Source organism: Citrobacter sp. MGH104, from assembly GCF_001034485.1.
Taxonomy (GTDB): Bacteria; Pseudomonadota; Gammaproteobacteria; order Enterobacterales; family Enterobacteriaceae; genus Citrobacter; species Citrobacter freundii.
On the sequence record NZ_KQ089818.1, the window covers coordinates 2,019,515 to 2,040,474 of the forward strand.

Below are 20,960 nucleotides of genomic sequence, written 5' to 3' on the forward strand. Positions count from 1 at the left end.
TTGATTAATGCAGCATACCTTCATTCACTTCAAAGAGTAATTCTTCCATTTGCTGATAGGCATTTTCACAACCTGGAATGTTGAATAGCACCATCAGGATTACCCACTTCAGGTCTTCCAGATCGAACTCTGCCGTATCCAGCGCGAGTACACGCTCAATGACCATTTCTCGCGTTTCGAGGTTTAGCACCTGAATCTGCTCCAGGAATAGCAGGAATCCTCTACAGCTTGCATCCAGTCGATCGCACTCTTCCGCAGTATAAATACGTATAGAAAGAGGGTCAGATGCCAGTTGCATAGGTTCAGCAAGGCCATCCTGATAGTCAGCAAGCTTTTCCAGCCAAAGTAACGCGTTGTAAATGTCTTCACGATCAAAACCAGCGTCGGTAAGATCCCGTTCCAGTTTGTCCTGATCCACACGCAGCTCAGCTTCGTTATGGATATATGTCTCAAACAAATACATTAGTACGTCGAACATGGCATGCCCTCCTCAATCGGACATAGCCGCCGGGTACAGCTGCGATCCACCCTGCTAACTCCAGTTCGAGCAGTTGAGCCACTACCTCTGGCACAGGTTGGCCGGCACGTTCAGCGACGACGTCAACAGGTGTTACCTCATCTCCTACGTTAGCCAGGAGCTCCGGAAATGGCAATGCCACCTCTTCGTGATCTGGCGAATAAATTGATTTTTCAGGTTCATCTGGCAACCATTGCAGCCCATATTGCAAATTTTCAAGAATTTCCTCTGGTGTCGTCACAAGCATGGCTCCCTGCTGAATTAGCCAATGCGGGCCTTCACTTCCCGGGCTCCCAATCGGCCCCGGCAAAGCAAACACCTCCCGCCCTTGTTCCAGTGCACAGCGAGCAGTAACCAGTGACCCGCTACGCTGTGCAGCTTCGACGACCAGTACACCTTTACTTAGACCACTGATAATGCGATTTCGTCGGGGAAAATTGCGTGGCAAAGGGAGCGTATCTAATGGGAACTCAGACACCAGTGCACCACCTGCCTCAATCAGTCGCTGAGCAAGACGGATATGCTGTCGTGGGTGAATGGTCTCAAGTCCATTTCCCAGCACCGCAATACTTGTGCCTTGTCGGTTTATCGCAGCACTGTGTGCCACGCCATCAATTCCCCGGGCCAGACCGCTGGTGATCGTCACACCACATGCTGCAAGCTTTTCACAAAACAATCGCCCCCACCGTTCGCCATACCAGGAGTGCTGTCTGCTGCCGACAACGGCCACCTGGAACGAGCGAAGACATGCGGGATTTCCTGCGACAAAAAGCACCCCAGGATAATCCTCAATCGCACGGAGCTGTGGCGGGTAATGCTCGCTGTCGGCAACCACAAAATGATGGTTAGGCTGTTCAAGCCAACGCAACGTTTTTTCCAGCGTCAGATCCGAAAAGGTTAAAAAGCGCCTTGCCTGGCGGGGAGAGAATCCTGCCTGCAGGAGTACCGCGTTGCTAATCGACGGTTGAGTATTGAGCCAGTGGGCAATGCGCACCATCTCATCACCATACAGTTCATTCACTTGCGCTAAACGTAGCCAAATTTCGATTTGGGTCATCCTTGTCCCCCTGCCACAAGCAGTCCTGGCAATCTTTGCGATTGGTCACTGATGCTGTCAATCAGAGGGGGTTTTGTCTAGAATAGAGGTAATAATCTTTTCAACTCCTGAACACAACTCTGGATAACTATGTCAGTTTTGCAAGTGTTACATATTCCGGACGAGCGCCTTCGCAAAGTCGCAAAACCGGTCGAAGAAGTGAATGCAGAAATTCAGCGCATCGTTGATGATATGTTCGAAACGATGTATGCCGAAGAAGGTATCGGCCTGGCAGCAACACAGGTCGATATTCATCAGCGCATCATCGTTATTGATGTCTCTGAAAACCGCGACGAGCAGTTGGTACTCATTAACCCAGAGCTGCTGGAAAAAGACGGCGAAACCGGCATTGAAGAAGGCTGTCTGTCGATTCCTGAACAGCGTGCGTTAGTACCACGCGCAGAGAAAGTAAAAATTCGTGCGCTCGATCGCAACGGTAAATTTTTTGAACTGGAAGCCGATGGCCTACTGGCTATCTGCATTCAACATGAAATGGATCACCTGGTCGGTAAACTGTTTATCGATTATCTGTCTCCGTTGAAGCAACAACGTATTCGTCAGAAAGTTGAAAAACTCGACCGCCTGAACGCCCGAGCTTAAGGACAAGAATCAACGTGTCAGACTCACTACGTATTATTTTTGCGGGTACACCTGACTTTGCAGCGCGTCATCTCGACGCGCTGTTGTCTTCTGGACACAACGTCGTTGGCGTGTTTACCCAACCGGACCGCCCGGCGGGACGCGGTAAAAAGCTGATGCCCAGCCCGGTCAAAGTGCTGGCGGAAGAAAAAGGGATACCGGTTTTCCAACCTGTCTCTCTTCGCCCTCAGGAAAACCAGCAGCTGGTTGCTGATTTACGCGCAGACGTGATGGTGGTGGTGGCATATGGCCTGATTCTGCCAAAAGCCGTACTGGAAATGCCGCGTCTGGGTTGTATCAACGTTCACGGCTCCCTGCTTCCACGCTGGCGTGGTGCAGCACCGATCCAGCGCTCACTGTGGGCAGGTGACACCGAAACAGGTGTAACCATCATGCAGATGGATGTTGGCCTCGACACCGGAGATATGCTGCTTAAGCTGTCTTGCCCGATTACGGCAGAAGATACCAGCGGTTCGTTATACGATAAGCTGGCAGATTTGGGGCCGCAGGGGCTGATTGAAACGCTAAAACAGCTGGCTGCCGGCACAATAAACCCGGTGGTACAAGATGAATCACTGGTTACGCATGCAGAAAAACTCAGCAAAGAAGAGGCCCGTATCGACTGGTCGCTTTCAGCTGTTCAATTGGAACGCTGCATCCGCGCCTTTAACCCATGGCCAATGAGCTGGCTTGAAATCGACGGTCAACCAGTTAAAGTCTGGCAAGCTTCGGTTATTGCGGAAAACACCCAGGCTGCGCCAGGCACCATTCTGGAGGCAACAAAGCAGGGTATTCAGGTCGCCACGGGTGACGGCATCCTGAATCTCGTCTCTTTGCAGCCTGCCGGTAAAAAAGCCATGAGCGCGCAGGATCTGCTTAATTCACGCCGGGAATGGTTTGTACCCGGTAACCGTCTGGTCTGACGGTTCATCTCTTTAAGCCCGGTGTTTCCGGGCATTTTTATTTTTGCGCTTATGAAAAAACATCTTAATTTACGCAGTATGGCGGCCCAAGCCGTCGAACAGGTTGTCGAAAAAGGACAGTCATTAAGCAACGTGCTGCCCGCCATGCAGCAAAAAGTTGCAGATAAAGACAAAGCGCTGTTGCAGGAACTTTGCTTCGGCGTATTGCGTACACTCTCTCAACTGGAATGGATGATCCAGCAACTCATGGAACGTCCAATGACGGGCAAACAACGCACCGTTCACTACCTGATCATGGTGGGCTTCTACCAACTTCTGCATACTCGTATTCCAGCACACGCCGCGCTGGCTGAGACAGTAGAAGGTGCGGTTGCCATTAAGCGTCCGCAACTGAAAGGGCTGATCAACGGCGTGTTGCGCCAGTTTCAACGCCGTCAGGATGAACTGCTGGCCGAGTTTGCGCAAAGCGATTTGCGCTTCTTACACCCCTCCTGGCTGGTGAAACGTATTAAAAGTACGTATCCGCAGCAGTGGGAAGCTATTCTTGAAGCCAATAACCAGCGACCGCCGATGTGGCTACGCGTCAATCGTAATCACCATACGCGCGACGCCTGGCTGGACCTGCTTAGCGAAGCAGGATTAACCGGCTTCCCACATCCGGATTATCCGGATGCAGTGCGTCTGGAAACGCCGGCTCCTGTACACGCCCTCCCAGGCTTTGATGAAGGCTGGGTAACCGTCCAGGATGCTTCAGCTCAAGGATGTGTAACTTATCTGTTGCCGGAGAACGGTGAACAGATCCTCGACCTGTGCTGCGCGCCGGGCGGTAAAACGACGCACATTCTGGAAGTTGCTCCGCAAGCTAACGTCATGGCCGTCGATGTGGATGAAAAACGCTTATCGCGCGTTTACGACAATCTGAAACGTCTGGGCATGAAGGCAACCGTAAAACAGGGTGATGGTCGATATCCACAACAATGGTGTGGCGAACAACAGTTTGACCGTATTTTGCTGGATGCTCCGTGTTCTGCCACCGGCGTTATTCGTCGCCATCCAGACATCAAATGGCTGCGTCGCGACCGGGATATTGCCGAACTTGCGCAGCTGCAGGCCGAGATCCTGAATGCAACCTGGTTACATCTTAAACCTGGCGGCACGCTGGTTTATGCAACGTGCTCTATCCTGCCAGAAGAAAACCAGCAGCAAATTACCGCCTTCCTGGCACGCACGCCGGATGCGGTATTAAGCGAAACCGGTACGCCGGAAAAACCCGGACGTCAGAATTTACCGGGTGCGGAAGATGGCGATGGCTTCTTTTACGCTAAGCTAATCAAAAAGTGATGGGATAACGGGTCGCGACTGATGAAAATTATCATTCTGGGCGCAGGGCAAGTTGGCGGTACGCTGGCTGAAAACCTGGTCGGAGAGAACAACGATATCACGGTAGTCGATACCAATGGTGAACGCCTGCGCAGCCTGCAGGACAAGTTTGATCTCCGCGTCGTGCAAGGGCACGGTTCACATCCTCGCGTACTGCGTGAAGCTGGGGCCGACGATGCCGATATGCTGGTTGCCGTAACCAGCTCAGATGAAACAAATATGGTTGCCTGCCAGGTAGCTTATTCACTGTTTAATACGCCTAATCGCATCGCCCGTATTCGTTCACCGGATTATGTTCGTGATGCGGACAAGCTATTCCAATCCGATGCGGTACCTATCGATCACCTGATTGCACCGGAGCAACTGGTTATCGATAGCATTTATCGACTGATTGAATATCCGGGTGCATTGCAGGTGGTCAATTTTGCCGAAGGTAAAGTCAGTCTGGCAGTAGTAAAAGCCTATTACGGCGGGCCGCTTATCGGTAATGCGCTGTCAACAATGCGTGAACATATGCCGCACATCGATACCCGTGTTGCGGCGATTTTCCGTCATGATCGACCAATCCGTCCACAAGGTTCTACGATCGTTGAAGCGGGTGATGAAGTCTTCTTTATTGCGGCATCACAGCATATTCGCGCCGTAATGAGTGAACTGCAACGTCTGGAAAAACCGTACAAACGCATTATGTTAGTAGGCGGCGGTAATATCGGAGCGGGTCTTGCTCGTCGTCTGGAAAAAGATTACAGCGTCAAACTGATCGAACGTAATCAACAGCGAGCATCCGAACTTGCAGAGAAACTGCAAAATACGATCGTCTTTTTTGGTGATGCTTCGGATCAAGAGTTGCTGGCCGAAGAACATATCGATCAGGTAGATCTGTTCATCGCAGTGACCAACGATGATGAAGCGAATATCATGTCGGCGATGCTTGCCAAACGGATGGGTGCCAAGAAAGTGATGGTGTTAATCCAACGCAGAGCATACGTCGATCTGGTGCAAGGTAGCGTGATCGATATTGCTATTTCACCGCAGCAGGCGACCATCTCCGCGTTGCTCAGTCACGTACGTAAAGCTGACATTGTCGGCGTTTCTTCACTACGCCGTGGCGTCGCGGAAGCCATTGAAGCCGTCGCACACGGGGATGAAACAACATCTCGGGTGGTGGGACGCTCAATTGATGAAATTAAACTTCCCCCTGGAACCATTATTGGCGCCGTTGTGCGTGGTAACGATGTGATGATTGCCAACGATAACCTGCGCATTGAGCAGGGCGATCACGTAATTATGTTCCTGACAGATAAAAAGTTTATTACCGACGTCGAGCGACTATTCCAGCCAAGTCCTTTCTTCCTGTAATAAAAAGGGTGCTAATACAGCGCCCTTTTTATTTCCCTTTATATTTCATGGTCTAATAAATTTTCCTTTCGGCAATACATAAATGGAAATTGCCTAAACATTTGTTAAACTTATAAACGTCAGCTGCATAGGGAGAATAAAATGAGCATTATTAAAGAGTTTCGCGAATTCGCGATGCGCGGGAATGTTGTCGATTTGGCAGTGGGTGTCATTATTGGTGCGGCATTCGGTAAGATTGTTTCATCACTGGTTGCCGATATCATCATGCCGCCACTGGGGTTGTTAATTGGTGGAATTGATTTTAAACAGTTTGCTTTAACACTACGTGATGCACAGGGAGACATCCCTGCCGTGGTCATGCATTACGGTGTATTTATTCAGAATGTCTTCGATTTCGTTATTGTTGCGTTTGCTATCTTTATGGCAATCAAACTGATCAACAAACTGAACCGTAAAAAAGCGGAGGAGCCGGCAGCACCGCCAGCGCCATCGAAAGAAGAAGTATTACTGAGTGAAATTCGTGACCTGCTGAAAGAACAGAATAACCGCTCTTAAGCACTCACTGAAACAAGAAGGCCAGTGGTAAAAAAGTTAATTACTTTCTTGCCACTGGCCTCCCAGTTACCCCGATTGCCATGTTTGCCTTTACGTAGATAACTTCCTTTCCCTTTCTTATTTTTCTCAACGCGCTGTCTGAACAGTGGGTCATGCAGGAGCGCCTCAATGGCGTTGTCCTTTATCTGCCCTTTGGTGTGCTGATAACGACTCATAATATCTCCAGTTTGAGGTAATTTAAGCCGGGAGTGTAGACCCGGCAGTTCAAGAAATCAACAGCCTGATGTTGTTCCACTGGCGCCTTGCTCAAGAGCTTCAAGAATAGAGCAGTACACGCTGCTGTGTGACTTGCCGCAGCATGCATCATTCAATCGCTGCAGAGACCGCTGCATCGTCTGAAGTTCGGCAATACGTGCTTCGACTTCTTGCAGTCTTTCCTGGACGATCCCTTTTGATTCCTGACAGGTATGGTGTTCGGGATCAACACGGATCGAAAGCAATTCGCGGATCGACTCCAGAGTGAAACCAAGCTGGCGGGCATAACGAATAAACTTCAGGCGCTGAAGATCGCTTTCTGTATAGAGGCGAAATCCGCCTTCAGTACGCACTTCATGCTCCATCATCTGCTGCTTTTCATAGTAGCGGATAGTATCTGGCGTCACGTCAGCCAGTTTCGCTATTTCACCAATTCGGTACATGCTCTCTCCGCTATTCATCGTTGATCTTTTTTAGCAGCTTATCTGCGTAGTCACCGCGCAAAAACTCGGTACTGAGTCCAGCCTGCCGAAGTCTAAGTTCCAGCAGCGACAGTCTTCGGCTCACCTCCGGATAACTTGGATCATCTTTGCGGATCCCCGCGAGTATTTCAAGCAGCTGTATTGCTTCTCTGCGTTGCTCGAGCTCAGGAGGAAGGCAACCTGCATTTTTTAATAAACGGTATCCAGCTCGGAGTTCAGTCGGGACATGGGAGTCATCGTCAAGAGTCAGCGGTTTACCCGTTCCCGGTAAATCATCAAACTCACCTTTAGATTGTGCATCAATGATATGGCGCTCTGCCCACTGGTCCAGTAACCACATACAACACTCCAGGGGATGAACAAAAAGAGTACAGATATTGTAGATAAGTGGGGATATGACGGATATAAAAAAACCCGCCGAAGCGGGTTTTTTTACGTTACTACAGATTACTCTGCAGCAGCTTCTGTTTTCTCTGAACGATCAACCAGCTCGATGTATGCCATCGGCGCGTTGTCGCCTGCACGGAAACCACACTTCAGAATGCGAGTGTAACCACCGGCGCGGCTCGCGAAACGCGGGCCCAGTTCGTTAAACAGTTTTGCCACGATCTCGTTATCACGAGTACGGGCGAATGCCAGACGACGATTAGCTACGCTATCAGTCTTGGCAAGAGTAATCAGCGGCTCAACTACGCGACGCAGCTCTTTCGCTTTCGGCAGAGTCGTCTTGATGATTTCATGACGAACCAGTGAACCTGCCATATTGCGGAACATAGCCTGGCGATGGCTGCTGTTGCGGTTCAGTTGACGACCACTCTTACGATGGCGCATGACCTTATCCTTCTCAGTAAAACCTTAACCTGTGATCCGGTTACTCGTCAGCGATGCTTGCCGGTGGCCAGTTTTCCAGGCGCATGCCCAGAGACAGTCCACGGGAAGCCAGCACGTCTTTAATCTCGGTAAGAGATTTTTTACCAAGGTTAGGCGTCTTAAGAAGCTCAACCTCAGTACGCTGTACCAGATCACCGATATAGTGGATAGCTTCTGCTTTGAGGCAGTTAGCAGAGCGGACAGTCAATTCCAGATCGTCAACAGGGCGCAGCAGGATCGGATCGAATTCTGGTTTCTCTTCTTTAACTTCCGGCTGACGTACATCACGTAAATCAACGAAAGCTTCCAGTTGTTCAGCCAGAATGGTAGCCGCACGACGAATCGCCTCTTCAGGATCGATTGTGCCGTTGGTTTCCATTTCGATGACCAGCTTGTCCAGGTCGGTACGCTGTTCTACACGCGCTGCTTCAACATTGTAGGCAATACGCTCTACAGGGCTGTAGCATGCGTCGACCAGCAGACGGCCGATTGGGCGCTCATCTTCTTCCGAATGAATTCGGGTAGAAGCCGGCACATAACCACGACCGCGCTGAACTTTGATACGCATGCTAATAGATGCATTCTCATCGGTCAGGTGGCAGATCACGTGCTGTGGCTTGACGATTTCGACATCACCATCATGGGTAATGTCGGCTGCAGTCACAGGGCCAATGCCAGATTTATTCAAGGTAAGAATAACATCATCTTTACCCTGAACTCTCACCGCCAGCCCTTTCAGGTTGAGCAGGATTTCCAGGATATCTTCCTGAACGCCTTCTTTGGTGCTGTACTCATGTAGTACACCATCAATCTCAACCTCGGTCACCGCGCAACCCGGCATCGATGAGAGCAGAATACGGCGCAGTGCGTTACCCAAAGTATGGCCAAAGCCACGCTCTAAAGGCTCAAGGGTCACCTTGGCGTGCGTCGAACTCACTTGCTCGATATCTACCAGGCGCGGTTTTAGAAACTCTGTCACAGAACCCTGCATTGTGTCCTCTCTTTGGTACTAAGCTTTACTTGGAGTAAAGCTCGACGATCAGGTGTTCGTTAATGTCCGCAGACAGATCAGAACGCTCCGGCTTACGCTTGAACGTACCTTCCATCTTGCCAGCATCAACTTCCAGCCAGGTTGGCTTTTCACGCTGCTCAGCCAGCTCCAGAGCGGCTTTCACGCGAGACTGCTTCTTCGCTTTCTCACGAATGCTAACAACGTCATTCGGACTAACCTGATAAGAAGCGATGTTAACAACACGACCGTTTACCATAATTGCTTTATGGCTGACCAGCTGACGTGCTTCTGCACGAGTGGCACCGAAGCCCATACGGTATACAACGTTGTCCAGACGACCTTCCAGCAGACCCAACAGGTTTTCACCGGTGTTGCCTTTCAGACGTGCTGCTTCTTTGTAGTAGTTACGGAACTGACGCTCCAGCACACCGTAGATACGGCGAACTTTTTGCTTTTCACGCAACTGCACACCATAGTCAGACAGACGCGGTTTACGCGCACCGTGCTGGCCAGGAGCTTGTTCAATTTTACACTTGGTATCGATCGCGCGAACGCCAGACTTAAGGAATAAGTCAGTGCCCTCACGACGGCTCAGCTTGAGCTTAGGACCCAAATATCTTGCCATTTTCTTTCTCCAACAATCCTAGAAACGACAGCGTTATACGCGACGTTTTTTCGGCGGACGACAACCGTTATGAGGGATCGGAGTCACATCAGTAATATTAGTGATGCGGAAACCAGCGGCGTTCAGAGCACGAACAGTAGATTCGCGACCTGGACCCGGTCCTTTGACCATAACTTCCAGATTCTTGATACCGTATTCTTTTACGGCTTCAGCGCAACGCTCTGCTGCAACCTGAGCTGCAAACGGAGTGGATTTGCGAGAACCACGGAAACCGGAACCACCGGCTGTTGCCCAACCCAGTGCGTTACCCTGACGATCAGTAATGGTAACGATGGTGTTGTTAAAAGAAGCATGGATATGAGCCACGCCGTCAGAGACTTGTTTTCTTACACGTTTACGTGCACGAATTGGTGCCTTTGCCATTATTCAATCACCCCGATTATTTCTTGATCGGTTTGCGCGGACCCTTACGGGTACGTGCGTTGGTCTTGGTACGCTGACCGCGAACCGGGAGACCACGACGATGACGCAAACCGCGATAGCAACCAAGGTCCATAAGGCGCTTGATGCTCATGCTAACTTCACGGCGCAGATCACCTTCAACGACAAATTTGGCAACTTCGTCACGCAGCGTGTCGATTTGTTCTTCAGACAGCTCACTGATCTTAACATCTTCAGCGATACCCGCGGCAGCCAGAATGGCTTTAGAACGGGTCTTGCCGACGCCGTAGATCGAAGTTAATGCGATCACAGCATGTTTCTGATCAGGAATGTTAATGCCTGCTATACGGGCCACTATGCACTCCTACTATTTAATATGTACGCACCATGCTGAAAAGCCCGTTTTCAGGATACTCAAATGGAAACGCACAGACATACAAAAGATTGGCTGGCTAATCTAGCCAGCTCAACCCAACTTTGCAAGAAAAATATGCGAATAAATCAGCCTTGGCGCTGTTTATGCTTCGGCTCGGCACTGCAAATCACACGGATGACACCATCACGCTTAACGATTTTGCAGTTACGGCATAATTTCTTGACGGAAGCACGAACTTTCATTTTTACTCTCCGTAACTTCTCGGGCGACTGTTAACGGCCGTAGCCTTTCAGATTCGCCTTCTTCAATGCAGACTCGTACTGACTTGACATCATCAGAGTTTGCACTTGAGCCATAAAGTCCATAATCACGACAACAACGATAAGCAGTGAGGTCCCACCGAAGTAGAACGGTACTTTCATTGCATCACGCATGAACTCCGGGATCAGGCAGATAAAGGTAATGTAGAGCGCACCAACCAAAGTCAGGCGGGTCATTACTTTATCGATATACTTCGCCGTTTGCTCTCCCGGACGAATTCCTGGTACAAATGCACCGGACTTCTTCAGGTTATCTGCTGTTTCACGCGGGTTGAAAACCAACGCCGTGTAGAAGAAACAGAAGAATATGATTGCAGACGCATAGAGTAACACATAAAGCGGTTGCCCAGGCTGCAAATACAGCGAAATTGTTGTCAGCCAGTTCCAACCAGTCCCGCCCCCGAACCATGACGCGATGGTCGCCGGGAACAGAATAATACTGGAAGCGAAGATTGCCGGGATTACCCCCGCCATATTCACTTTCAGCGGTAAATGTGTGCTCTGTGCAGCATAGACACGACGACCTTGCTGACGTTTCGCGTAGTTTACCACAATGCGGCGTTGACCACGCTCAACAAATACAACAAAGAACGTCACTGCGAATACTAATACTGCAACCAACAGCAACACGAGGAAGTGCAGGTCGCCTTGACGCGCTTGCTCGATAGTATGGGCAATGGCTGGCGGGAGTCCCGCTACAATACCGGCGAAGATAATGATTGAGATACCGTTGCCGATACCACGTTCAGTAATCTGTTCACCCAACCACATCAGGAACATCGTCCCTGTAACCAGACTTACAACAGCGGTGAAATAGAATGCAAAGCCTGGGTTCATCACCAGGCCTTGCATACCAGGCATATTCGGCAGACCGGTAGCAATACCGATCGACTGGAATATTGCCAGCACCAGAGTACCGTAGCGGGTGTACTGGCTGATCTTACGACGACCAGACTCCCCTTCTTTCTTAATTTCTGCCAGCGTTGGATGAACCACCGTCAGCAGCTGGATAATGATCGACGCCGAAATATACGGCATGATCCCCAGAGCAAAGATAGAAGCACGGCTGAGAGCACCACCAGAGAACATGTTAAACATTTCAATGATGGTGCCTCGCTGTTGCTCAAGCAGTTTGGCAAGTACAGCGGCATCAATACCAGGGATCGGAATGAAAGAGCCAATACGGAACACAATCAGCGCGCCGATTACAAACAGCAGTCTGCGTTTCAGCTCGCCTAAGCCACCTTTGGCACTTTGAAAATCTAATCCCGGTTGTTTAGCCATCTGCTACTTATTCCTCGATTTTACCGCCAGCAGCTTCGATAGCAGCACGAGCGCCTTTAGTAACACGCAGGCCACGAACAGTTACCGGAGTAGTGACTTCACCAGCCAGGATCACTTTCGCGAACTCGATCTGGATACCGATAATGTTAGCTGCTTTCAGCGTGTTCAGGTCTACAACACCGCCTTCAACTTTAGCCAGGTCAGACAGACGAACTTCGGCTGTAATCGCTGCTTTACGTGAAGTGAAGCCGAATTTCGGCAGACGACGGTACAGAGGCATCTGACCACCCTCGAAACCGCGACGTACGCCACCGCCAGAACGAGACTTCTGACCTTTGTGACCACGACCACCGGTTTTACCGAGGCCAGAACCGATACCACGACCCAGGCGGCGAGCCGCTTTTTTAGAGCCTTCGGCCGGAGACAGAGTATTTAAACGCATCTCTTACTCCTCAACTTTAACCATGAAGGAAACCGCGTTGACCATACCACGAACAGCAGGAGTATCCTCGCGCTCTACGGTGTGACCAATACGACGCAGACCCAGGCCAAGCAGCGTTGCCTTGTGTTTCGGCAGACGACCGATTGCACTGCGGGTTTGAGTAATTTTAATAGTCTTTGCCATGGTTTATTTCCCCAGAATTTCTTCAACGGATTTACCACGCTTGGCAGCGACCATTTCCGGAGATTTCATATTTTCCAGGCCATCGATAGTTGCACGAACCACGTTAATCGGGTTAGTAGAACCATACGCTTTAGCCAGAACGTTACGAACTCCAGCGACTTCCAGAACGGCGCGCATTGCACCACCGGCGATGATACCGGTACCTTCGGAAGCCGGCTGCATGAATACACGAGAACCCGTGTGAGTACCCTTAACCGGGTGCTGCAGGGTGCCGTGGTTCAGCGCGACGTTAATCATATTGCGACGGGCTTTTTCCATCGCTTTCTGGATCGCTGCTGGAACTTCACGCGCTTTACCGTAACCAAAACCAACGCGACCGTTACCATCACCAACTACAGTCAGAGCTGTGAAGGAGAAAATACGACCACCTTTAACGGTTTTAGATACGCGGTTAACCGCGATCAGCTTTTCCTGCAGTTCGCCAGCTTGTTTTTCGATGTGAGCCATCTTACACCTCTACCTTAGAACTGAAGGCCAGCTTCACGGGCAGCATCTGCCAGTGCCTGGACACGACCATGATATTGGAACCCGGAACGGTCAAAAGAAACATCTTTGATGCCTTTTTCCAGAGCGCGTTCAGCAACAGCTTTACCTACAGCTGCAGCAGCGTCTTTGTTACCGGTGTACTTCAATTGTTCAGCGATAGCTTTTTCTACAGTAGAAGCAGCTACCAGAACTTCAGAACCGTTCGGTGCAATTACCTGTGCGTAAATATGACGCGGGGTACGATGTACCACCAGGCGAGTTGCACCCAGCTCCTGGAGCTTGCGGCGTGCGCGGGTCGCACGACGGATACGAGCAGATTTCTTATCCATAGTGTTACCTTACTTCTTCTTAGCCTCTTTGGTACGCACGACTTCGTCGGCGTAACGAACACCCTTGCCTTTATAAGGCTCAGGACGACGGTAGGCGCGCAGATCTGCTGCAACCTGACCGATCAGCTGTTTATCAGCGCCTTTCAGCACGATTTCAGTCTGAGACGGACATTCTGCAGTGATTCCCGCAGGCAGCTGATGGTCAACTGGGTGAGAGAAACCTAAAGCCAGGTTTACTACATTCCCTTTAACCGCTGCACGATAACCTACACCAACCAGCTGAAGCTTCTTAGTGAAGCCTTCGGTAACACCGACAACCATTGCATTCAGCAGGGCACGCGCGGTACCAGCCTGAGCCCATCCATCTGCGTAACCATCACGCGGACCGAAGGTCAGTGCATTATCTGCATGATTTACTGCAACAGCATCGTTGAGAGTACGAGTCAGCTCGCCGTTTTTACCTTTGATCGTAATAACCTGACCGTTGATTTTTACATCAACGCCGGCAGGAATAACGACCGGTGCTTTAGCAACACGAGACATTTTTTCCTCCGATTAGGCTACGTAGCAGATAATTTCGCCACCAAGACCAGCCTGGCGCGCTGCACGATCAGTCATAACACCTTTAGAGGTAGAAACAACTGCGATACCCATGCCAGCCATAACTTTCGGCAGCTCGTCTTTACGCTTATAAATGCGCAGACCTGGGCGACTGACACGCTGAATGCTTTCTACAACAGCTTTACCCTGGAAATACTTGAGAGTAAGTTCCAGTTCCGGCTTGGTGTCGCCTTCAACTTTAAAATCTTCAATAAAACCTTCTTCCTTCAGCACGTTGGCAATTGCCACTTTCAGCTTGGAGGAAGGCATGGTGACCGCAGCTTTATTCGCGGCCTGACCGTTACGGATACGGGTCAGCATATCCGCGATCGGATCTTGCATGCTCATCTGTCTTTACTCCCGTGATTCAATTGGTAATTACCAGCTAGCCTTTTTCAAGCCTGGTACTTCACCGCGCATGGCGGCTTCACGCAGTTTGATACGGCTCAACCCGAACTTGCCCACATAGCCATGCGGACGACCTGTTTGACGGCAGCGGTTACGCTGACGGGACGGGCTGGAATCACGCGGCAGAGACTGCAGCTTGAGAACTGCGTTCCAACGATCTTCGTCGGTCGCGTTCACATCAGAGATAATAGCTTTCAGTTCAGCGCGTTTTGCGAAGTACTTATCAGCTAAAGCTACGCGCTTTACTTCGCGTGCTTTCATTGATTGCTTAGCCATTCAGTAACCCTACCTTACTTGCGGAACGGGAAGTCAAAGGCAGCCAGCAGAGCACGGCCTTCTTCGTCAGATTTCGCAGTAGTGGTAATGGTAATATCCAAACCACGCACGCGGTCGACTTTATCGTAGTCGATTTCTGGGAAGATGATCTGCTCACGGACACCCATGCTGTAGTTACCACGACCGTCGAAAGACTTAGCGGACAAGCCACGGAAGTCACGGATACGTGGAACAGCAATAGTGATCAGGCGCTCAAAGAACTCCCACATGCGTTCGCCACGCAGAGTTACTTTACAGCCGATCGGATAGCCCTGACGGATTTTGAAGCCTGCAACTGATTTGCGTGCTTTGGTGATCAGCGGTTTTTGACCGGAGATTGCTGTCAGGTCAGCTGCTGCGTTATCCAGCAGTTTCTTGTCAGCGATCGCTTCACCAACACCCATGTTCAGGGTGATCTTCTCGACCCGAGGGACTTGCATGACAGAATTGTAGTTAAACTCAGTCATGAGTTTAGCGACTACTTCGTCTTTGTAGTAATCATGCAGTTTCGCCATCGTACTACTCCAAATTACTTGATAGTTTCGCTGTTAGATTTGAAGAAACGGACTTTTTTGCCGTCTTCGAATCTAAAGCCTACACGGTCAGCCTTGCCGGTTGCCGCGTTGAAGATAGCAAGGTTAGAGATCTGAATAGCTGCTTCTTTCTCTACGATGCCGCCTGGTTGGTTCAGGGCCGGAACCGGCTTCTGATGTTTTTTAACCAGGTTAATACCTTCAACAATGACCTTGCCGGAAGACAGGACATTCTTAACTTTACCGCGTTTACCTTTATCTTTACCGGTTAACACGATAACTTCGTCATCACGACGGATCTTCGCTGCCATGATTCGCTCCTTAGAGTACTTCTGGTGCCAGAGAGATAATTTTCATGAACTTCTCGTTACGAAGTTCACGAGTTACCGGCCCAAAAATACGCGTACCGATAGGTTGCTCGCTGTTATTGTTTAAAATAACGCATGCATTACCATCGAAGCGAATGACAGAACCGTCCGGGCGACGAACACCCTTCTTGGTGCGCACCACTACCGCCTTCAGCACATCACCTTTTTTGACCTTACCACGCGGAATTGCTTCCTTGATGGTGATCTTGATGATATCGCCGACGCCTGCGTAGCGACGGTGCGAGCCACCCAGAACCTTGATACACATTACGCGACGTGCACCGGAGTTGTCGGCGACGTTCAGCATAGTCTGTTCTTGGATCATTTTAGTGCTCCGCTAATGTCAACTACTACTGAGACCCGAAAATCAGGTCGTTAAAAAAGCCCCATATCGGGGGCGCGGCATTATAACACCGCTTCAACGATATGGGTAGAAAAAATAAACGGCTCATCGCTGAGCCGTTTATTCGTTGAGAATGCCTACTGTATTACAGAACGGCTTTCTCTACAACGCGAACCAGCGTCCAGGACTTAGTCTTGGACAGCGGACGGCATTCGCGGATTTCAACCACGTCACCAGTACCGCATTCGTTGTTCTCGTCATGTACGTGCAGTTTGGTCGTACGCTTAATGAATTTACCGTAGATCGGGTGTTTCACAAAACGTTCGATAGCAACAACGATGGATTTCTCCATTTTATCGCTAACAACGCGACCTTGCAGAGTACGGATTTTATCGGTCATTACGCACCCGCCTTCTCAGTCAGTAAAGTCTTAACGCGTGCGACGTCACGACGCACTTGCTTCAACAGGTGAGACTGTTGCAGCTGGCCACTTGCAGCCTGCATACGCAGGTTGAACTGCTCACGCAGCAGATTCAGCAGCTCGGTGTTCAGCTCTTCAACACTCTTCTCACGCAGCTCTTTTGCTTTCATTACATCACCGTCTTAGTTACAAAGGTGGTTTTAATCGGCAGTTTCGCTGCTGCCAGCTTGAATGCTTCACGGGCCAGCTCTTCCGGTACGCCGTCCATTTCATACAGGACTTTACCCGGCTGAATCAAGGCAACCCAATACTCCACGTTACCTTTACCTTTACCCATACGCACTGCCAGCGGCTTTTCAGTGATCGGTTTGTCCGGGAATACACGGATCCAGATCTTACCTTGACGCTTAACTGCACGGGTCATAGCACGACGTGCTGCTTCGATCTGACGGGCAGTCAGACGACCACGGCCAACAGCTTTCAGACCGAAGCTGCCGAAGCTAACATCCGCGCCAGCAGCCAGACCGCGGTTACGGCCTTTGTGCATTTTACGGAATTTTGTACGCTTTGGTTGTAACATCAGCGACGCTCCTTATTTACGGCCTTTACGCTGCTGCTTTTTAGGTTGCGCAGCCGGTTTTTCCGGTTGTTCAACAGCAGCCATACCACCCAGGATCTCGCCTTTGAAGATCCATACCTTAACGCCGATTACACCGTAAGTGGTGTGCGCTTCAGAGGTGTTGTAGTCGATGTCAGCACGCAGAGTGTGCAGCGGTACGCGACCTTCGCGGTACCATTCGGTACGTGCGATTTCCGCGCCGCCCAGACGGCCGCTAACTTCAACTTTGATACCTTTAGCGCCCAGACGCATTGCGTTCTGTACAGCACGCTTCATAGCACGACGGAACATAACGCGACGTTCCAGCTGAGAAGTGATGCTGTCAGCAACCAATTTTGCGTCCAGTTCAGGCTTACGCACTTCGGCGATATTGATCTGAGCAGGAACGCCAGCAATATCCGCTACGACTTTGCGCAGTTTTTCTACGTCTTCGCCTTTCTTACCGATAACGATACCCGGGCGAGCGGTGTGAATGGTCACACGGATGCTCTTAGCCGGACGCTCGATAACGATACGAGATACAGACGCTTTAGCCAGTTCCTTAGTCAGGTACTGACGTACTTTAAAATCGCTGTCCAGGTTGTCAGCGAATTCTTTGGTGTTCGCAAACCAGGTTGAGTTCCATGGTTTTACAATACCCAGGCGAATACCATTAGGATGTACTTTCTGACCCATTGCTAGTCTCCAGAGTCTCAGCGATCGGACACAACCACAGTAATGTGGCTGGTGCGCTTCAGGATGCGATCTGCACGACCTTTTGCACGCGGCATAATGCGCTTCATGCTCGGGCCTTCGTCTACGAAAATTTTCGTAACTTTCAGATCGTCAATGTCAGCGCCATCGTTGTGTTCAGCGTTAGCAATGGCAGATTCCAGGACTTTCTTAACCAGTACAGCCGCTTTCTTATTGGTGTAGGTCAGAATATCCAGAGCCTGCGACACTTTCTTACCGCGAATCAGGTCTGCAACAAGGCGAACCTTCTGAGCAGAAGAACGAGCATGGCGATGTTGAGCTAAAGTTTCCATCTCTTCCTCCTACCTTATTTCTTCTTCGCTTTTTTATCAGCAGCGTGGCCGCGATAAGTACGAGTCGGTGCGAATTCACCCAGTTTGTGACCGACCATTTCGTCGGAAACAAATACCGGAACGTGCTGACGACCATTATGGACAGCGATGGTCAAACCGATCATGTTAGGAAAGATCGTTGAACGACGGGACCAAGTGCGCAGGGGCTTCTTGTCTCCGCTTTCCACCGCTTTCTCTACCTTCTTCAGCAAGTGCAGGTCAATAAAAGGACCTTTCTTGAGAGAACGTGGCATGGCTTATCCTCTAAAATTATTTGCTACGGCGACGTACGATGAATTTATCAGTACGCTTGTTGCTGCGGGTCTTCTTACCTTTGGTCTGAACGCCCCACGGAGTTACCGGGTGCTTACCAAAGTTACGACCTTCACCACCACCATGTGGGTGGTCGACTGGGTTCATCGCAGTACCGCGAACGGTAGGACGAACACCACGCCAGCGTGCAGCACCTGCTTTACCCAGAACGCGCAGCATATGCTCAGCATTGCCAACTTCGCCCAGAGTTGCACGGCAGTCTGCTTCGACTTTACGCATTTCACCAGAACGCAGACGCAGGGTGACATAAGCACCATCACGAGCAACGATCTGAACGTAAGTACCAGCGGAACGTGCCAGCTGACCGCCTTTACCTGGTTTCATTTCTACGTTATGAACGGTAGAACCAACCGGGATATTGCGCATCGGCAGGGTGTTACCTGCTTTGATTGCAGCATCAACGCCAGACTGAATCTGGTCGCCAGCTTTCAGGCCTTTAGGGGCCAGGATGTAACGGCGTTCACCGTCTTTGTACAGAACCAGCGCGATGTTCGCGGAGCGGTTCGGATCGTACTCAAGACGTTCAACAACTGCCGGGATACCGTCTTTGTTGCGTTTGAAGTCAACAATACGATAAGCCTGCTTGTGACCACCACCGATGTGACGAGTGGTGATACGGCCATTGTTGTTACGACCACCGGATTTGCTGTTTTTTTCAACCAGCGGAGCAAAAGGTTTGCCCTTGTGCAGCTCTGGGTTGACCACTTTAACAACGTGGCGACGACCCGGAGATGTCGGTTTACATTTAACAACTGCCATTGTATTACTCCTCCGACTTACTCAGCGCCGCCGACGAAGTCCAGATTCTGGCCTTCCTTCAGGGTGACGTAAGCTTTTTTCCAGTCGCTACGACGACCGATACGCTGTCCGTGACGTTTAACTTTCCCTTTAACTACCAGGGTGTTAACGACTTCGACTTCGACTTCAAACAGTTTCTGCACAGCAGCTTTGATTTCTGCTTTGGTCGCGTCTTTAGCAACTTTGAGAACGATGGTGTTAGTTTTTTCCATCGCAGTAGACGCTTTTTCAGAAACGTGCGGTGCGCGCAGCACTTTCAGCAGACGTTCTTCACGAATCATGCCAGCATCTCCTCAACTTGCTTAACAGCATCAGCAGTCATTACGACTTTGTCGAAGGCGATCAGGCTAACCGGGTCGATACCAGTTGCATCGCGTACGTCAACCTTGTGCAGGTTGCGCGCAGCCAGGAACAGGTTTTCGTCCAGCTCACCGGTGATGATCAGCACATCTTCCAGAGCCATGTCTTTCAGTTTCTGTGCCAGCAGCTTAGTTTTAGGCGCTTCTACAGAGAATGATTCGACAACGATCAGACGATCCTGACGTACCAGTTCGGACAGAATGCTTTTCAGCGCGCCGCGGTACATCTTTTTGTTAACTTTTTGACTGTGGTCCTGTGGACGAGCAGCGAAGGTCACGCCACCTGAACGCCAGATCGGGCTCTTGATAGAACCTGAACGCGCACGGCCGGTACCTTTCTGGCGCCACGGCTTTTTGCCTGAACCAGTTACTTCAGCACGAGTCTTCTGAGCACGAGTACCCTGACGAGCACCAGCTGCATAAGCAACAACAACCTGGTGAACCAGCGCTTCGTTGAAATCACGACCGAAGGTAGTTTCGGAAACAGTCAGCGCGCTCTGCGCGTCTTTCAATACTAATTCCATTGCTATCCCCTTACGCCTTCACAGCTGGTTTAACGATCAGGTCGCAACCGGTCGCACCCGGAACACCACCTTTAACCAGCAGCAGGTTGCGCTCAGCGTCAACACGTACTACGTCCAGGCTCTGAACGGTTACACGTTCGTTGCCCAGCTGACCTGCCATTTTCTTGCCTTTGAACACTTTGCCCGGAGTCTGGTTCTGACCGATAGAACCCGGAACGCGGTGAGACAAGGAGTTACCGTGAGTAGCGTCCTGGGTACGGAAGTTCCAGCGCTTAACGGTACCAGCGAAACCTTTACCTTTAGAGGTACCGGTTACGTCAACTTTTTTAACGTCAGCAAACAGTTCAACGCTAATGTTCTGACCAACGGTGTATTCTTCACCATCTGCCAGACGGAACTCCCACAGGCCGCGGCCAGCTTCTACGCCAGCTTTAGCAAAGTGGCCAGCTTCCGGCTTAGTTACGCGGTTAGCTTTTTTAGCACCGGTGGTAACCTGAACAGCGCGATAGCCATCGTTAGCCAGATCTTTAACCTGAGTAACGCGGTTTGCTTCAACTTCGATAACGGTTACTGGGATAGATACGCCATCTTCAGTGAAGATGCGGGTCATACCCACTTTTTTACCGACTAAACCAATCATT

At 50.5% G+C, this 20,960-nt stretch carries 37 protein-coding genes; 5 read left to right on the top strand and 32 right to left on the bottom strand.

The window, feature by feature from the left end; translation table 11 throughout:
- Positions 1-4: 4 nt before the first annotated feature.
- Positions 5-478 (bottom strand): DUF494 family protein Smg, encoded by a 474-nt coding sequence (smg, locus tag SK34_RS09425; RefSeq protein WP_003031162.1) that lies wholly within the window; start codon positions 476-478, stop codon positions 5-7.
- On the bottom strand, positions 450-1,574 hold the full coding sequence (gene dprA, locus SK34_RS09430; protein ID WP_003842154.1) for a DNA-protecting protein DprA: 1,125 nt from the start codon (positions 1,572-1,574) through the stop codon (positions 450-452). The genes smg and dprA overlap by 29 nt, the downstream gene beginning before the upstream one ends.
- A gap of 129 nt (positions 1,575-1,703) precedes the next feature.
- On the opposite strand from dprA, the gene def reads away from it, so the two are divergent.
- From def to mscL, 5 genes are all read left to right on the top strand, one after another.
- A complete protein-coding gene (def, locus tag SK34_RS09435; RefSeq protein WP_048232904.1) occupies positions 1,704-2,213 on the top strand; it encodes a peptide deformylase in 510 nt (169 codons plus the stop codon).
- A 14-nt stretch (positions 2,214-2,227) separates the two neighbouring features.
- Positions 2,228-3,175, top strand: a complete 948-nt coding sequence (fmt, locus tag SK34_RS09440; RefSeq protein WP_003845229.1) for a methionyl-tRNA formyltransferase — start codon at positions 2,228-2,230, stop codon at positions 3,173-3,175.
- 51 nt (positions 3,176-3,226) lie between these two features.
- Positions 3,227-4,516: a 16S rRNA (cytosine(967)-C(5))-methyltransferase RsmB gene (gene rsmB / locus SK34_RS09445; RefSeq protein WP_048233788.1), complete on the top strand. Its 1,290-nt coding sequence runs from the start codon at positions 3,227-3,229 to the stop codon at positions 4,514-4,516.
- Between the two features lie 21 nt (positions 4,517-4,537).
- Positions 4,538-5,914, top strand: coding sequence for a Trk system potassium transporter TrkA (gene trkA, locus SK34_RS09450; protein WP_003031153.1), 1,377 nt, complete (start codon positions 4,538-4,540; stop codon positions 5,912-5,914).
- A gap of 141 nt (positions 5,915-6,055) precedes the next feature.
- A complete protein-coding gene (mscL, locus tag SK34_RS09455; RefSeq protein WP_003842149.1) occupies positions 6,056-6,469 on the top strand; it encodes a large-conductance mechanosensitive channel protein MscL in 414 nt (137 codons plus the stop codon).
- Here the strand turns inward: mscL and arfA are convergent.
- The 30 genes from arfA to rplC form a co-directional block, all read right to left on the bottom strand.
- On the bottom strand, positions 6,466-6,684 hold the full coding sequence (arfA, locus tag SK34_RS09460) for an alternative ribosome-rescue factor ArfA (protein WP_003828276.1): 219 nt from the start codon (positions 6,682-6,684) through the stop codon (positions 6,466-6,468). The genes mscL and arfA overlap by 4 nt on opposite strands.
- Positions 6,685-6,741: 57 nt before the next feature.
- Positions 6,742-7,167 carry a Zn(2+)-responsive transcriptional regulator gene (gene zntR / locus SK34_RS09465; RefSeq protein WP_003845234.1) on the bottom strand — a complete coding sequence of 142 codons (426 nt, stop codon included), beginning with the start codon at positions 7,165-7,167 and terminating at the stop codon, positions 6,742-6,744.
- Positions 7,168-7,177: 10 nt separating this feature from the next.
- Positions 7,178-7,546 (bottom strand): DnaJ family domain-containing protein, encoded by a 369-nt coding sequence (locus tag SK34_RS09470; RefSeq protein ID WP_048232906.1) that lies wholly within the window; start codon positions 7,544-7,546, stop codon positions 7,178-7,180.
- A gap of 107 nt (positions 7,547-7,653) precedes the next feature.
- Positions 7,654-8,037: a 50S ribosomal protein L17 gene (gene rplQ / locus SK34_RS09475; RefSeq protein WP_001216370.1), complete on the bottom strand. Its 384-nt coding sequence runs from the start codon at positions 8,035-8,037 to the stop codon at positions 7,654-7,656.
- 40 nt (positions 8,038-8,077) lie between these two features.
- The gene (locus SK34_RS09480; protein ID WP_003031139.1) at positions 8,078-9,067 is read right to left on the bottom strand and encodes a DNA-directed RNA polymerase subunit alpha; all 990 of its coding nucleotides are present in this window, start codon (positions 9,065-9,067) and stop codon (positions 8,078-8,080) included.
- Positions 9,068-9,092: 25 nt separating this feature from the next.
- Entirely contained in the window at positions 9,093-9,713 is a 621-nt protein-coding gene (gene rpsD, locus SK34_RS09485; RefSeq protein ID WP_003031138.1) for a 30S ribosomal protein S4, read from the bottom strand.
- A 33-nt stretch (positions 9,714-9,746) separates the two neighbouring features.
- Positions 9,747-10,136, bottom strand: a complete 390-nt coding sequence (rpsK, locus tag SK34_RS09490) for a 30S ribosomal protein S11 (RefSeq protein ID WP_003031137.1) — start codon at positions 10,134-10,136, stop codon at positions 9,747-9,749.
- Positions 10,137-10,152: 16 nt separating this feature from the next.
- Positions 10,153-10,509 (bottom strand): 30S ribosomal protein S13, encoded by a 357-nt coding sequence (gene rpsM / locus SK34_RS09495; protein ID WP_003031135.1) that lies wholly within the window; start codon positions 10,507-10,509, stop codon positions 10,153-10,155.
- A gap of 146 nt (positions 10,510-10,655) precedes the next feature.
- Positions 10,656-10,772 carry a 50S ribosomal protein L36 gene (gene rpmJ, locus SK34_RS09500; protein WP_000868187.1) on the bottom strand — a complete coding sequence of 39 codons (117 nt, stop codon included), beginning with the start codon at positions 10,770-10,772 and terminating at the stop codon, positions 10,656-10,658.
- A 30-nt stretch (positions 10,773-10,802) separates the two neighbouring features.
- Positions 10,803-12,134 (bottom strand): preprotein translocase subunit SecY, encoded by a 1,332-nt coding sequence (gene secY, locus SK34_RS09505; RefSeq protein ID WP_001118864.1) that lies wholly within the window; start codon positions 12,132-12,134, stop codon positions 10,803-10,805.
- Between the two features lie 7 nt (positions 12,135-12,141).
- Positions 12,142-12,576 carry a 50S ribosomal protein L15 gene (rplO, locus tag SK34_RS09510; protein ID WP_003031132.1) on the bottom strand — a complete coding sequence of 145 codons (435 nt, stop codon included), beginning with the start codon at positions 12,574-12,576 and terminating at the stop codon, positions 12,142-12,144.
- Between the two features lie 3 nt (positions 12,577-12,579).
- On the bottom strand, positions 12,580-12,759 hold the full coding sequence (gene rpmD, locus SK34_RS09515; RefSeq protein ID WP_001140434.1) for a 50S ribosomal protein L30: 180 nt from the start codon (positions 12,757-12,759) through the stop codon (positions 12,580-12,582).
- Positions 12,760-12,762: 3 nt separating this feature from the next.
- Positions 12,763-13,266, bottom strand: a complete 504-nt coding sequence (gene rpsE, locus SK34_RS09520) for a 30S ribosomal protein S5 (RefSeq protein ID WP_003031131.1) — start codon at positions 13,264-13,266, stop codon at positions 12,763-12,765.
- A 14-nt stretch (positions 13,267-13,280) separates the two neighbouring features.
- Positions 13,281-13,634 (bottom strand): 50S ribosomal protein L18, encoded by a 354-nt coding sequence (gene rplR, locus SK34_RS09525; protein WP_000358960.1) that lies wholly within the window; start codon positions 13,632-13,634, stop codon positions 13,281-13,283.
- Between the two features lie 9 nt (positions 13,635-13,643).
- Positions 13,644-14,177: a 50S ribosomal protein L6 gene (gene rplF / locus SK34_RS09530; protein ID WP_003031129.1), complete on the bottom strand. Its 534-nt coding sequence runs from the start codon at positions 14,175-14,177 to the stop codon at positions 13,644-13,646.
- Positions 14,178-14,189: 12 nt separating this feature from the next.
- Positions 14,190-14,582, bottom strand: coding sequence for a 30S ribosomal protein S8 (gene rpsH, locus SK34_RS09535; RefSeq protein ID WP_003031127.1), 393 nt, complete (start codon positions 14,580-14,582; stop codon positions 14,190-14,192).
- A gap of 30 nt (positions 14,583-14,612) precedes the next feature.
- Positions 14,613-14,918, bottom strand: a complete 306-nt coding sequence (rpsN, locus tag SK34_RS09540) for a 30S ribosomal protein S14 (protein WP_003031125.1) — start codon at positions 14,916-14,918, stop codon at positions 14,613-14,615.
- 14 nt (positions 14,919-14,932) lie between these two features.
- Positions 14,933-15,472 carry a 50S ribosomal protein L5 gene (gene rplE / locus SK34_RS09545; protein ID WP_003031123.1) on the bottom strand — a complete coding sequence of 180 codons (540 nt, stop codon included), beginning with the start codon at positions 15,470-15,472 and terminating at the stop codon, positions 14,933-14,935.
- 14 nt (positions 15,473-15,486) lie between these two features.
- Positions 15,487-15,801 (bottom strand): 50S ribosomal protein L24, encoded by a 315-nt coding sequence (gene rplX, locus SK34_RS09550; RefSeq protein WP_003031122.1) that lies wholly within the window; start codon positions 15,799-15,801, stop codon positions 15,487-15,489.
- A 10-nt stretch (positions 15,802-15,811) separates the two neighbouring features.
- The gene (gene rplN / locus SK34_RS09555; RefSeq protein WP_000613954.1) at positions 15,812-16,183 is read right to left on the bottom strand and encodes a 50S ribosomal protein L14; all 372 of its coding nucleotides are present in this window, start codon (positions 16,181-16,183) and stop codon (positions 15,812-15,814) included.
- 163 nt (positions 16,184-16,346) lie between these two features.
- Positions 16,347-16,601 (bottom strand): 30S ribosomal protein S17, encoded by a 255-nt coding sequence (rpsQ, locus tag SK34_RS09560; protein WP_003031120.1) that lies wholly within the window; start codon positions 16,599-16,601, stop codon positions 16,347-16,349.
- Positions 16,601-16,792: a 50S ribosomal protein L29 gene (gene rpmC, locus SK34_RS09565; protein WP_000644742.1), complete on the bottom strand. Its 192-nt coding sequence runs from the start codon at positions 16,790-16,792 to the stop codon at positions 16,601-16,603. Before rpmC ends, rpsQ begins: the two co-directional genes overlap by 1 nt.
- On the bottom strand, positions 16,792-17,202 hold the full coding sequence (gene rplP, locus SK34_RS09570; protein WP_000941208.1) for a 50S ribosomal protein L16: 411 nt from the start codon (positions 17,200-17,202) through the stop codon (positions 16,792-16,794). Before rplP ends, rpmC begins: the two co-directional genes overlap by 1 nt.
- Before the next feature lie 12 nt (positions 17,203-17,214).
- Positions 17,215-17,916, bottom strand: a complete 702-nt coding sequence (gene rpsC, locus SK34_RS09575; RefSeq protein WP_000529945.1) for a 30S ribosomal protein S3 — start codon at positions 17,914-17,916, stop codon at positions 17,215-17,217.
- Between the two features lie 17 nt (positions 17,917-17,933).
- Positions 17,934-18,266: a 50S ribosomal protein L22 gene (gene rplV, locus SK34_RS09580; protein ID WP_000448832.1), complete on the bottom strand. Its 333-nt coding sequence runs from the start codon at positions 18,264-18,266 to the stop codon at positions 17,934-17,936.
- 14 nt (positions 18,267-18,280) lie between these two features.
- Positions 18,281-18,559, bottom strand: a complete 279-nt coding sequence (gene rpsS / locus SK34_RS09585; protein WP_001138115.1) for a 30S ribosomal protein S19 — start codon at positions 18,557-18,559, stop codon at positions 18,281-18,283.
- A 16-nt stretch (positions 18,560-18,575) separates the two neighbouring features.
- Positions 18,576-19,397 (bottom strand): 50S ribosomal protein L2, encoded by an 822-nt coding sequence (gene rplB / locus SK34_RS09590; protein WP_000301869.1) that lies wholly within the window; start codon positions 19,395-19,397, stop codon positions 18,576-18,578.
- Positions 19,398-19,414: 17 nt separating this feature from the next.
- Entirely contained in the window at positions 19,415-19,717 is a 303-nt protein-coding gene (gene rplW, locus SK34_RS09595) for a 50S ribosomal protein L23 (protein WP_000617546.1), read from the bottom strand.
- A complete protein-coding gene (gene rplD, locus SK34_RS09600) occupies positions 19,714-20,319 on the bottom strand; it encodes a 50S ribosomal protein L4 (protein WP_003031119.1) in 606 nt (201 codons plus the stop codon). Before rplD ends, rplW begins: the two co-directional genes overlap by 4 nt.
- 10 nt (positions 20,320-20,329) lie before the next feature.
- Complete coding sequence (rplC, locus tag SK34_RS09605; RefSeq protein WP_003031117.1) at positions 20,330-20,959, bottom strand: 50S ribosomal protein L3; 630 nt, start codon at positions 20,957-20,959, stop codon at positions 20,330-20,332.
- Position 20,960: the final 1 nt, after the last annotated feature.